Source organism: Lysinibacillus sphaericus OT4b.31 (genome assembly GCF_000392615.1).
GTDB classification, from domain to species: domain Bacteria; phylum Bacillota; class Bacilli; order Bacillales_A; family Planococcaceae; genus Lysinibacillus; species Lysinibacillus sphaericus_B.
The window spans coordinates 1,309,304-1,322,485 of record NZ_KB933398.1 but is presented as its reverse complement, the minus strand read 5'-3'; the positions used below and the strand labels follow the sequence as shown (position 1 = coordinate 1,322,485).

General features: G+C 37.6%; 9 protein-coding genes. All 9 read right to left on the bottom strand.

Annotated features, from left to right (window positions below):
• Window positions 1–187: 187 nt before the first annotated feature.
• On the bottom strand, window positions 188–1,525 hold the full coding sequence (lpdA, locus tag H131_RS05940; protein ID WP_036131146.1) for a dihydrolipoyl dehydrogenase: 1,338 nt from the start codon (window positions 1,523–1,525) through the stop codon (window positions 188–190).
• Window positions 1,526–1,734: 209 nt separating this feature from the next.
• Window positions 1,735–2,931 carry a polysaccharide deacetylase family protein gene (locus H131_RS05935; RefSeq protein WP_010858176.1) on the bottom strand — a complete coding sequence of 399 codons (1,197 nt, stop codon included), beginning with the start codon at window positions 2,929–2,931 and terminating at the stop codon, window positions 1,735–1,737.
• A gap of 258 nt (window positions 2,932–3,189) precedes the next feature.
• On the bottom strand, window positions 3,190–5,256 hold the full coding sequence (locus tag H131_RS05930; protein WP_010858175.1) for a catalase: 2,067 nt from the start codon (window positions 5,254–5,256) through the stop codon (window positions 3,190–3,192).
• 327 nt (window positions 5,257–5,583) lie between these two features.
• Window positions 5,584–7,080 (bottom strand): glycerol kinase GlpK, encoded by a 1,497-nt coding sequence (gene glpK / locus H131_RS05925; protein WP_010858174.1) that lies wholly within the window; start codon window positions 7,078–7,080, stop codon window positions 5,584–5,586.
• A gap of 26 nt (window positions 7,081–7,106) precedes the next feature.
• Window positions 7,107–7,910, bottom strand: coding sequence for an MIP/aquaporin family protein (locus tag H131_RS05920; protein ID WP_010858173.1), 804 nt, complete (start codon window positions 7,908–7,910; stop codon window positions 7,107–7,109).
• A 160-nt stretch (window positions 7,911–8,070) separates the two neighbouring features.
• Complete coding sequence (locus tag H131_RS05915) at window positions 8,071–8,628, bottom strand: glycerol-3-phosphate responsive antiterminator (protein ID WP_010858172.1); 558 nt, start codon at window positions 8,626–8,628, stop codon at window positions 8,071–8,073.
• Between the two features lie 194 nt (window positions 8,629–8,822).
• Window positions 8,823–10,466, bottom strand: a complete 1,644-nt coding sequence (locus H131_RS05910; RefSeq protein ID WP_010858171.1) for a glycerol-3-phosphate dehydrogenase/oxidase — start codon at window positions 10,464–10,466, stop codon at window positions 8,823–8,825.
• Window positions 10,467–11,076: 610 nt separating this feature from the next.
• A complete protein-coding gene (locus H131_RS05905; protein WP_010858170.1) occupies window positions 11,077–11,652 on the bottom strand; it encodes an RloB family protein in 576 nt (191 codons plus the stop codon).
• A complete protein-coding gene (locus H131_RS05900) occupies window positions 11,649–12,926 on the bottom strand; it encodes an AAA family ATPase (RefSeq protein ID WP_010858169.1) in 1,278 nt (425 codons plus the stop codon). Before H131_RS05900 ends, H131_RS05905 begins: the two co-directional genes overlap by 4 nt.
• Window positions 12,927–13,182 lie beyond the last annotated feature (256 nt).

The window sequence follows — 13,182 nt, the reverse complement described above, 5'->3', positions numbered from 1 at the left end:
TAAAGTGAAACTTCAAGGAGTGGGTTTTCTTCATCCCCACTCCTTGTAATTGAACCAATCTGGCTTTTACGGTCAGTTGTTCGTCCACTTCCTTCACTCGTGCTCATCTTTCCACTTGAAGCATAAAATCAAAAAAGGCTGTCCCAAAAGTCATTCACTACTGACTTTTAAGACAACCTCCTGTTATTTATTGATGAATTGCTTTTTTAAATATAGCCTTCGCTGCATCACCGATATGCTCAGATACTGTTGGGTGTGGGAAAATCATCTCAGCTAAGTTTTGTGCTGTCCCTCCTGCATTTTTTGTAGCTAAAATTGCATTGAGCATTTCTGTTGCACCATCTGCAACTACACATGCGCCTAGAATGTCTCCACCCTCTTTTGTTGCCACTAGCTTTACAAAACCTTCAGTATTACCTTCCATCAACGCTTTTGCATTTGTGCGAATTGGCAATTTTGTTACAGTATATGCACCGTCAACTTGCTCCTCTAACAAACCAAATGTAGCAATCTCAGGATGTGTATAGACACAGCGAGGGATTAGTGCTTGGTCAATCAATGCAGGTGTTTTTCCTAAAATATGCTCAATGACATGAATGCCTTCCGCACTTGCAGCGTGTGCTAGCTGGTAACCACCAACTAAGTCACCAATGGCGTAAATATGTGGCTGACTTGTCTCAAGGTGCTCGTTCACAGCAATTAAATGCCCATCAAAATCAAGTCCTAATTGCTGTGCAATTTCTGTATTTGGACGACGCCCCGTTGCAAATAATAAATTTTCGTATGTATAAATTCCTTTAGATGTATGAACTTCATTGCCATAGAAGTGCTCAAATCGGAAATCTGTCACTAGCTCAATACCTAGCTTTTTCATCTTTTCGCGAATAATAGGTCGTGCATCTGATTCTTCCGTTTGTAAAATATCTTCGCTATGATTGAGCATTGTTACTTTCGTTCCAAGTGGTGCGAGGCTAAATGCCATCTCAACCGCAATTACACCACCGCCGATAATGGTTAACTGCTCTGGTAACTCTTTCATATCAAAAAAAGTATCTGTTGTATAGTATGTAGACGTTTCTAAGCCTTTAAACGGTGGTACAAATGGCTTACTGCCTGTTGCTACAATAATATCTTTCGCTACAAACGTATCTACTCCAACAGTTAACGTTAAATCCTTCGCAACAGTTGCCTCGCCTCGATAAAATGTTATATGATTGCTTTCAATAAAATGCTCAATATTCACTAATAGCTCATCAATGACAATATCTTTCCGTTGCATCAAGCGCGGAAAGTTCACATTCACTGTATTCGTCTCAATGCCCCACGCATTGCCACGTTTAATTTCTTGTACAAGCTTGCTATGCTCTAATAAAATTTTGGACGGAATACAGCCAACATTATAGCAAGCACCTCCTACTTTACCACGTTCTACTAAAGCGACCTTCATGCCACTTTTAGCTGCATGGATGGCTGACACATATCCCCCTGGACCTGCGCCAATAATTGCTATATCAAACTTTTCCACTACATTCACCTCTTCACCCACCTTAACATTTCCAAAATTTGAATGCAATGGGACACCATTTATCCAAGCAAACACCGATGATTATTTTCCAAAAGGGCGTTATATCATCACTTGTAATGCAAATTTCGATTCAGAACATTAGCAATAGGCGCAAGAAAGGTCTCTCATCCTCCTTAAAAAGAAAAATAAGAGACCTTTCACTTTCTAGGTTATCGATTAAAATTAATCCAAAAAACCTCTTTACTTCCGTCCTGCTTTGTAATAATTGTCTTAACGGAATAGCCACCTGCTTCGTAATCTGTTACGTTCTCTTCTGTGGACATGACCCGTGACTTGTTACTCGCCGTGACAAGATAACTGCCAAAATTACGCTGAAGTTGACGTTCACCCTTAATCATTTTATAGAGCTCAAATCGAGTTTCTTTTGCCTGAAGTGTCCCATTTTTCATATCACTTTTCAGCCACGCTTTAAGTGCTACTTTGTTCGATGTTACTTGTGCTTCAACCTGTATATCTCGATTATTATAATGCTGCTCTGCTTGTTTCTGATATTTTTCTAAAATCTTTTTTAAGTCGTGTGCGCTTACACGATTACTCGAATCAATTCTTTTAATATGCACCGTGCCATCACCGAACTTATTAAAACCGCCCTGTGTTGAATAGTCGATCAGATAGCCAGCTTCCTTTACAGCTTTCTCTGCAATTCGATCATACACACCATATGGATAGGCAAAGGAAGTAGGTGCCTTCCCTGTATGTTTTTCTATTAATTGATGTGCTTTTGTCACATCCTCAAGAATGTAACGTTGACGTTCCTCATTTGTAAGCGCCTTTCCATCTTTCGTTACATTTAGTATCATTGCCTCGTGCTTTGGCGCATCTTTGTTGCCACGCCAATGTAAATCATATGTATGATTACCTATTTGAATAATTTGCGAGTCTGACATTTCCTTTATTTGTTGCCAGTTCAACATGGGTACACCTTTTCTTAAGCCCGCTTCCACATCGTTGACAATAACGAATAATGTTGCTTGCATGCCCATTTCCTTTAAAATAGGGTAAGCAATCTTATAAACACTTTCATATCCATCGTCAATCGTTAGAAATACCGATTTCTCAGGAATACGACCGTGCCCCTGTAAATAAGCAATTAACTGCTCTTCAGTAATAGTTGTATAGCCACTATCCTTTAGCATCTTTAATTGCTCACGAAATAGCTTCGCTGTAATATTAATGTTGGCAACTTCTTTGTAATCTCCAAACGAATGATAGTTAATGACCGTAACACCTTTAGCATTACTAGACTCATAAAAATTCGTCGACTTGGCAGCCAAAGCCTGGTCTGAAATGGCTACAAAAAAGATGAGCGTCGCCATATAAAAAAATAATTTCCTAACATATTGCATTATATTGGTCCCTTTCTCAAAATATAGTCCATCTAAGTATATACGAAATGGGTAGAGACTCATAGGGAAGATTTACTATTATACTGTTTTGCTTAGATCGTTAAAATGATAAAAGGGACTGTTCAGTGTCGAATAGTCCCTTTTATCCTATTTCTGATAGCTTAATAACATTATCTAAATTTATGATAGGATCGCGATAGAATCATTCTTTTTAGTCATCACTCTTTGTAAGTTAAGAAATGATAACGCCATAATGAGTTAATAGATATTTCTCTGCCAAAAACGTTGCTGTGCAATAGCTGCTACAAATTTTTTAGCGAATTCAGTGTTGCCAGTTGCCATGACAATGCCCGGTCCTACATTAGCATTAGACATATTAAAAAATGTCATACCCGATGCGGCAATACCAATCGGTTTATAATGACGATATGCTTCATTGATATAATTCACAATATGTGTATTAAATTTTGCCTGATTGTCCGCTCTTACGCCTACAACATATAACGAGTCAAATAACACCGCATCCGTTGTGATAAATGTTTCGCTTGCCATTAACTGAACGCCGTTACTACCTGTAACTACACCCAGCCTGTCAGAGATTATGCTATATCGAACACCCTGCCTAGTTAAATATTTCAGCACCTCTCCCACTTCATTAGCATCAAATCCATCACCAATTAGTACACCAACTTTCAGTGTTTGCGGTAATTTTATTGTATTTGCCTGACTAAGTGCAGGTGATGAAGCTGAGACTTTCGATTGTTCGCCAGTTGGTCGATTGACACCAATATTATCAGCTACAGTCGTCGCCATCGCTTTATCGACGTGGACGAACATATCCACAACCTGTTGCCGAACTGATTTACTTTTCACTTTGCCTACCTCGAAGCTAAAGGCATCAATAATATGCTGCTTTTCAGGGGGTGACATACTATTCCAAAATAGCCTTGCTTGTGAGAAGTGGTCATCAAAGGACTTACTGCGGGCTCGTGTAATACGTCCCTCAACCTTCTCTTCATAATGGACAAAGCCACCCTCTTTCTCGGTAGATGTTGAAGGCGTATTATCTGCCAGTGAATTTTTATGATAACTCACTTTCCCTAGATTAATGGTTTGTCGGCTAAAGCCATTGCGCTGATTGTTATGAATTGGGCAAATCGGTCTGTTTATCGGGATTTCTGCAAAGTTTGGACCGCCTAGACGAATGAGCTGTGTATCTATATAAGAAAATAACCGTCCCTGTAAAAGGGGATCGTTCGTAAAGTCAATGCCTGGCACAACATTCCCTGGGTGGAAGGCTACTTGTTCTGTTTCTGCAAAAACATTGTCCACATTGCGATTCAATGTCATTTTGCCAATTTTTTTAACAGGCACCAACTCTTCTGGCCAAAGCTTTGTTGCATCTAAAATATCAAAATCAAACTTAAATTCTTCTTCTTTCTCAATCATCTGTACACCAAGTTCATATTCTGGATAATCACCAATTTCAATGGATTCCCATAAATCACGTCGTTGAAAATCAGCATCTTTGCCCCCAATGATTTGTGCTTCATCCCAAACGAGTGAATGCACACCTAACACTGGTTTCCAATGGAATTTCACAAATCTTGACTTCCCTCTGTCATTCACGAAACGGAAAGTATGAACGCCAAAGCCCTCCATCATACGAAAACTTCTAGGAATCGTTCGATCGGACATATGCCACATAATCATATGGGCTATTTCTTGATTGTTCGCAACAAAATCCCAAAATGTATCATGAGCGGAGGCTGCTTGCGGCATTTCATTGTGTGGCTCGGGTTTTACTGCATGAATCAAATCAGGAAACTTAATGGCGTCCTGGATAAAAAACACAGGTATATTATTGCCGACTAAATCATAATTTCCCTCTTCTGTGTAAAATTTCGTTGCAAACCCTCGAACATCTCTAGCGGTATCCATAGAACCTAAGCTGCCAACCACAGTAGAGAATCTTACAAATACGGGTGTTTTCTTACTTGGGTCTTGCAAAAAGTTTGCTCTGGTATACTCTTTCATGGACTCATACAGTTCAAATTCTCCATGTGCCGCAAAGCCCCTTGCATGCACAACTCGTTCTGGTATGCGCTCATGATCGAAATGTGTCATTTTCTCCCGAAAGTGAAAATCCTCCATGATCGTTGGGCCACGTACACCGGCCTTTAATGAATCTTCATCATTTGAAACTTTAATTCCTTGATTGGTGTTCATCTTTTTTCCATCATTATTGATACGAAACTGCTCTAGCTGCTTATCCTTTGCATTACCATCTACATCTTTGCCCTGATTTGACCAAGATCTATCCACGCAATCCCCTTTCGTACCAGTACTAATTACGCTCTATACACACTATATGATTCTCTAGAATAAACATGCTTCAAAAGCATTGCTGAAAGAATGACACAATCATTTCAATTTTTCATACAAACTTGGCGCTAGGAGAAGACCGTCAAAAAATGGTGGTATCGACATAGAAGTCCGCCAAAAAGTCGTGTAAACAGGAAATAAAACCTTGATTGGCAAAAGAAGTGATCTCAAAAAGTTAGATTTTGTCTAACAATCGGGGTTCGCTTCAAATTAGCCTATCAAGGTTATTTTCATCACTATTCAGCTATCTTTTAAATCCAACTAATATTATTTAAATGTTTGAGCAGCTGCTACAGCTTTTTTCCAGCCTGCATAAATTTCTTCACGATGTGAGTCATCCATATTAGGTGTGAATTGACGATCCAAATTCCAATACTCACTAATTTCATCCGTTGATTTCCAGAAGCCAACTGCTAAACCTGCTAAATAAGCAGCACCTAAAGCTGTTGTTTCGTTAATGACCGGACGATCAACAGGAACATTTAATAAATCTGATTGGAATTGCATTAAGAAATCGTTTGCAACAGCACCACCATCTACACGTAATTTCGCAAGTGGAATATTTGCATCTGCTTCCATTGCACCGAGTACGTCTTTTGTTTGATAAGCTAACGATTCTAGCGTTGCACGTACAAAATGTTCTTTAGATGTACCGCGAGTTAAACCGAAGACAGCGCCTCGTACATCAGAATCCCAATAAGGTGTCCCTAGACCAACGAATGCAGGAACTACATAAACGCCATCAGTCGAATCCACTCGTGCAGCATATTGCTCGGATTCAGAAGCGGAGCGGAACATTCGTAAGCCATCGCGTAACCATTGAATAGCAGAACCAGCTACGAAAATGCTTCCTTCTAAAGCATAAGTCACCTTGCCATTTAAGCCCCAAGCAAGCGTAGTTAATAAGCCATTTTCTGATTTTACTGCCTTTTCACCTGTGTTCATCAACATAAAACAGCCCGTACCATACGTGTTTTTAACCATGCCTTCTTCAAAGCAAGCCTGACCGAATAGAGCAGCTTGTTGATCACCCGCAGCTCCTGCAATCGGAACAGCAGAGCCGAAGAACAGCGCTTCCTCCGTATAACCATATAATTCTGAAGAAGGGCGAACCTCTGGAAGCATAGATGCAGGGACGCCTAAAATGTTTAATAATTCTTCATCCCATTTTAAATCATAAATGTTATACATTAATGTACGAGAAGCATTTGAATAATCCGTTACATGTACTTTACCACCTGTCAACTTCCATATTAACCACGTATCAATTGTACCGAATAATAAATCTCCTGCTTCTGCTTTTTCACGAGCACCTTCAACATTGTCTAAAATCCATTTTACTTTTGTACCTGAGAAGTATGCGTCGATTAATAAACCTGTCTTATCACGGAATAAGTCATTGTAACCGCTTTCTTTCAATTCTTCACAAATTGCGTTCGTTTGGCGTGATTGCCATACAATCGCATTATAAATTGGTTTACCTGTATTTTTATCCCAAACAACTGTTGTCTCACGTTGGTTTGTAATACCGATCCCAGCAATTTGATTTGAATCAATATTTTTTTCAGAAAGTACTGTAGCGATACAAGAAAGAATGGAAGACCAAATTTCTTCTGCATGATGTTCAACCCATCCAGATTGTGGGAAATATTGTTGGAATTCTTGTTGTGCAATATGGAGAATGCTTCCTTTTTCATTAAACAAAATAGCGCGTGAGCTTGTTGTACCTTGGTCTAAGGCTAAAATATATTTTTTTTCTGACATCGGACAAACCTCCAAATAATTTTTTATTACTCTTCACTTCGAATATTTTTCACTGTCATTTGGGCACTGATAAAAATAATAGAAACGATAATAGCTAATAGCCAAAATGCGATACTATTTTTCCCCTCAAAAATTTGTTGAAAAAATAGAGCACCAAATGTACCACCTATAATTGGACCAACAACAGGAACCCATGCATAGGACCATCCTGAGTCACGTTTACCTGGGATTGGTAAGAAAAAATGAGCAATACGTGGACCTAAGTCACGTGCAGGGTTAATTGCATAACCAGTAGGTCCTCCTAATGCCATACCGATGACTACAATTAGCATACCAACTAGAAATGGATTTAAGCCATCAGTAATTGTATTTGTGCCTAATGCTAGAATACCTAAAACAAGTATAAATGTACCAATCATTTCTGAAATTAAATTTGATAATGGATGTTTAATGGCAGGCATTGTAGAAAATACAGCCAATTTTGCTTCCGGATCTTTCGTACCTTTCCAATGTGGTAAATACATAAAATAAACGAGCACCGCACCTAAAAATGCACCAATCAATTGTGCAGCAATGTAAGCAGGCACGTCTGCCCATTGGAAATTACCAATTGTAGCAAGTGCGATTGTTAAAGCAGGGTTTAAATGAGCACCACTAATACCACCAACAGCATATGCAGCCATGGCCACAGCTAGACCCCAAGCGAATGTAATCACTACCCATCCACCGCCAAAACCTTTCGATTTGTGCAGTGATACACCAGCAACAACGCCGCCACCGAATAAAATAAGAATCATCGTGCCGACAAGTTCAGCTGTAAATGTAGACATACAACAAGCCCCCTTTGTTATAGTGCACCTAGTAAAAAAATAAACCCACACTTAAACAAACTGCACGCTGAAATGCAGATGAATAAATGTGGGTTCCTTTTCCTAACCACGCGCTTATGAACTTACGTACATTGTAGAGAAAATAACATACATAGTCAACCTATTTTTTGAAATTTTCCCACAAATTTTTATTTGATGTCGTAATAGCTACTGCTCCAGCTTGTAACGCTTCATCCATGCTTTCAACAGTGCGGACTAGTCCTCCTGTAATAACAGGGATTTTTGTACGCTGGTGTACTTCTGAAATCATTGAAGGAATAATACCCGGTAACAATTCAATAAAATCTGGCTTCGCTGATTCAATCATTGTAAAACTTTTTTCAAGCGCGATCGTATCAATTAAAAAGACACGCTGAATAGCGATAATCCCACGAGATTTTGCTTTTATTAACATATTGGATCGAGTGGAAATAATACCGGCTGGACGAATATCATTACATAAAAAATCAGCTGCAAAATTATCCGTTTTTAAACCATGAATTAAATCTGCATGAATAATTAATTTTTTTCCGTTACGATCTGCCTCTCGCTTTATCGAAATAAGCAAACTAATATGCACTTCTAATAGAACAATGTATTCGAATCGACTATTTAATACTTCATCAAATTGCTTTACTGTACGTGCAGCGGGAATAATATGTTGATTATTAAAATTCATTTGGTTACCCCTTTAGTTAAAAAGTTGGGCTGTCTTAAAAGCCCTTCATATGAAATCAGGCATATTTGTATATGGTAAAAATCCGCTTTGCTTTCCGCGGGCAAGGTAGGAGCCGTAAATACATTTCACTGGAGTCTTCTACGCGGGTTTTCACCTTTATATATACTTACTTTTAGGACAGCTCCTCATTTTTATTATAATGCAGTTGTAGCTCTTGTTATTTCTATATTTATATCTTTTTCATATTGCGTGCGTTGCTCAGTAGACCAATGTAATTGTTTTGACATTTCATCTAATACTGCTTCTTTATACTGTTTCACAAGGGCGATATTAAAGAACATATATGCTGTACGACGAATCATAAAGTCATTTGGAAGAACAACCATTTCATGATGAATACCATACTGCAACTGAGCATATAGCCCTTGTGGTAAAACAGGATGCTGTTGTTTAGCGTATTCAAAAACAGTGTCCACATTAGAACCGTAATGATGGGCTAAATATTTTGCCTCATCTTCTGATAATCCGATATCAACGCCCATTTTTGTTCGTTTAGATACGAAGTCATGTAAGTTTTTCGAGCCACCAATATCTCCACCAGAAATATGAATATGTTTTGTATGACATGGTTTAGATGTAATGCCAAATTGTTGCTCTAAATCTTGCGCAATCTTATTTAAGACTGTTTCAGCCATTTTACGATAACCTGTTAATTTACCACCAGCAATTGTCACAAGACCTGATGGAGATTCCCATACTTCATCCTTACGAGAAATTTCAGATGGATTTTTACCTTCCTCATGAATTAATGGACGAACACCTGCCCAGCTGGATTCGATATCTTCATCAGTGACATTAACTTTTGGAAACATGAAATGAATTGCCTTCATAATATAATCACGATCTTCTTGATGGATATTCATTTCACGTGCATCGCCTTGATAAAATGTATCTGTCGTTCCAACATATGTTTTCCCATCTCGAGGAATCGCAAACACCATGCGACCATCAGGCGTATCAAAATAGACAGCTTGGTGTAATGGGAATTTGGATTCATCAAAAACGATGTGCACACCTTTTGATAAAATTAAATGTTTACCATTTTCTTTCCCTTCGATATCACGAACATCGTCTACCCATGGACCAGCGGCATTAACAACTTTTTTAGCACGAATATTAAATGTGTTTTGGACAATCAAATCTTGTGCTACGATTCCATTAATTTTCTTTTGGTCATTGTATAAAAAGCCTTCTGCCTTTGTATAGTTAATGAGTGTAGCGCCTTTTTCGATGGCAGCTTTGGCAACTTCGACTGTCAGACGTGCATCATCTGTACGATATTCTACATATACACCACCGCCACGTAAATCCTCAGCTTTGACTAAAGGTTCTTTTTCAATTGTTTTTGCGGCATTTAACATATAGCGACGCTCAGAACGTTTAACACCTGCTAAAAAATCATATACTCGTAAGCCAATATTCGTTGAAAATTTGCCGAATGTGCCTCCTTTATGGAATGGAAGTAGCATCCAAACAGGAGTTGTTACATGAGGTCCATTTTCATAAACGATTGCACGCTCTTTTCCTAACTCTGCAACCTCTTTTATTTCAAATTGTTTTAAATAACGAAGCCCACCATGTACTAATTTTGTCGAGCGACTAGAAGTACCAGCGGCGAAGTCTTGCATTTCAACTAACGCTACAGATAATCCGCGGGCAATTGCATCAAACGCAATACCACAACCTGTAATACCACCACCGATAACCAATAAATCGTATTCTTTACTTTGTAATTCTTCAATTGTTTGTTGACGTTGTATTGCTGAAGCTGTGCTCATAATGAATTTCCTCCTTATTTGGACCGAAAAAAAGAGACCATTAAAATCACATGTACAAATGTACATATGTTTTTAATGGTCTCTCAATCGCTCAAACCTTTTATTAACTTAACTTCATTGTAATGTGTTTAGAAAGAAAAGGCAAGCTAGCTAATCGCAAAGAATAACGAATACAAAATACACTTTTCTATCAGTTATAGGTTCAAGACGTGTCATATGTACAATTCAATTGTCATGGCTTTCTGATATTATTTATTCCCAAATACTAAAAATTTATTTAAAATAAATTATTTATCCACATTTGTTAATGGATTCTGAGGATTATTTAGAGGTGGAAGATAAGTTGTTAATCGACAGGATGAGCAATACGAAATACTGACCTGGAAAAGACCCACATCCAATTTTCAGCAAAAACCCAGGTTCTCCCTTCAGCAGATTCATCACCGAAAGTTAGGAAGACATTTGTTAAAACTTCCTTGTTTGAAGTTGATAATAGTACGTATTTTTCTTTATTTTTGCGACTTTATTATATTCAGTTTAAAATTACAACTTAATTTTAATAAAAAAAAGCAAGCTTGCCGTCTATGGACAGAAAACTTGCTGTACTTTTTTAGAATATGTATTGGATCATTTCATGTATGTTGCAATAAGGATTGTCACGACTTTCTGTTTTTCGAAGCGCCATCATATCTGTACAATTCTTTATAGCAACCTCATGACGTAGCGCTATCGGAGCAATGATTGTCTCGTCAGCTTTATGACGGAAATAGCGAGCCACACCAAGATGTAGTTCCATTTTATCATTTAATACAGCACGCGGATATTTTGCTTTCACATCGACTTCTTCAAAGTGTAGCAGGAGCCACAGTTCAAAAGCTTCGTTTGTATAGGCGATATGAATATTTTTTTCCGCACAGAAAACATTGACTTCCTCTAACTGTTTTTCTGTTAAATCATCCTTATCAAAAACAATCCATACTTCGTCAAAATATTGGTAGCTTGAATCTCGAAAAGCATGCTGTGCAAGCTTGATGGCGGAGCGCTTAACATTTTTAATTTTGACACTCACCATTTTTGAGCGCTTTAGAATACGCATTTGTTCAAAATAAATACGCTCCGTTTCACCCTCACAATAAATTAAGATTGTTTTACGCAGTGTTCGATTTCCTTGTTGACGTACTCTCACTGCTCAGATACCTCCAATTCACTTAAATATTGATTTGATAAGTATTCATTTATAACGGGTGTTGCGCCAAATTCTCCCTTTAAATAACGCTTTGCGTACGAGATATCCCCTCGTTTTTTCTGCAAATCAGCAAAATCGAATAAGGAATACAATTCAGATTCATTTTTAAAACTTTTATTGATAAACCAAATTTGATCGGAGCGTAGTGGTTGGTCCAATAAATCGATTTCATGACTCGTCACAACAAATTGATTGCATTTATTGCGCTTGCTGTTCATAATAGCCATTAAAAATTCGCAAATCGACACATGAAAAGCCGTATCAAATTCATCTATAAAAATTGTCTTCCCTTTATTGTATGCATCGACTATGACACATGCCAAATGAAGCATACGTACAGTCCCTTTTGAATCCATGGTCCAGTTAATTATTTCTGTGCCCAATGGTGTACCTGCTTCATCAAACGATAAATAATGTAAATCAATATCCACTTCTTGAATAATTTCTGGCGTATCAAATTCATAACCAATTGTATTCTTTTCTCTGCGCTCAACACGTCTCGCTGTCACATCTTGAATAGAAAAGTCTGCAATTTTTAGTAGCTTTATGACCTCTCCCTTAAATGGCTCCTCCTCCAGCTTACGAATGAGCGGATGACTCGATAAACGATGTGCTTCATCTAAAAATAAGATTTTATGTAAAAACCAATCAAAAATTTTCGTTGCATCGGTATCATTAAATACATTTAGCACCGATAAAAAGGCAGTATTATTGCGTGTATATTTTGTCAGCTCAAGTGACGTACTTTGTGCAGTTTCATACGAGTATTCCGTGCCATCCCACGTTCTTACAAATAGCTCCTCTTTTTTCATTTTCGATGTTTTTATAAGACGCTCAAACAATACCTGCTCTGCGTTATATTGTACTTCATAATCATAAAGAGAATCGTCTAGTAATAACGAAATCATAAATTCTGTGGGTGTCCCTTGATATCCACCTAGCTTAAAAGGCTGATATGGCAAACGAAGCTGTTTAACATTATTTAAATTTTCAAAGTTAAACAACAACGAACGTAAAACTTTAATAGCTGCGAATAGATTCGATTTTCCACTACCGTTTGGTCCAAATATAAAAGCACTTTTCACCAGACGTAATGACTCGATTTTCATCGTATGTGTATCCTTCAATTTTCGAATTCGACTACCTGCTATCATTGAGAATAATGTCTCATCTTTATAGCTTAAACAATTTTTCACTCTAAAATCTACTAGCATGAAATAGCCTCCGTTCAATCAATTCCCCAACATTCCATTAACATTAATTATACAATATACCAAAGATATTTTACGTAACGTAATTATTCATACAATGCGTATGCATAGCATCACTAGATAAATAACTTTAACTACCAAAGTATGGCCCTTTAGTTAAAGTTATTAACGCTCAAATAGATTTATTACTTTACAAATGTTTTGTACGTTTACATGATAAGTCTGATAAAAAATAGCTTACATTATTTTGTTTGAAGAC

Excerpts from the sequence above, each read along its gene's own strand:
- H131_RS05935 (WP_010858176.1), bottom strand. The coding sequence starts at position 2,931 with ATGCAATATGTTAGGAAATTATTTTTTTATATGGCGACGCTCATCTTT.
- glpK (WP_010858174.1), bottom strand. The coding sequence starts at position 7,080 with ATGTCAGAAAAAAAATATATTTTAGCCTTAGACCAAGGTACAACAAGC.
- H131_RS05920 (WP_010858173.1), bottom strand. The coding sequence starts at position 7,910 with ATGTCTACATTTACAGCTGAACTTGTCGGCACGATGATTCTTATTTTA.
- H131_RS05915 (WP_010858172.1), bottom strand. The coding sequence starts at position 8,628 with ATGAATTTTAATAATCAACATATTATTCCCGCTGCACGTACAGTAAAG.
- H131_RS05910 (WP_010858171.1), bottom strand. The coding sequence starts at position 10,466 with ATGAGCACAGCTTCAGCAATACAACGTCAACAAACAATTGAAGAATTA.
- H131_RS05900 (WP_010858169.1), bottom strand. The coding sequence starts at position 12,926 with ATGCTAGTAGATTTTAGAGTGAAAAATTGTTTAAGCTATAAAGATGAG.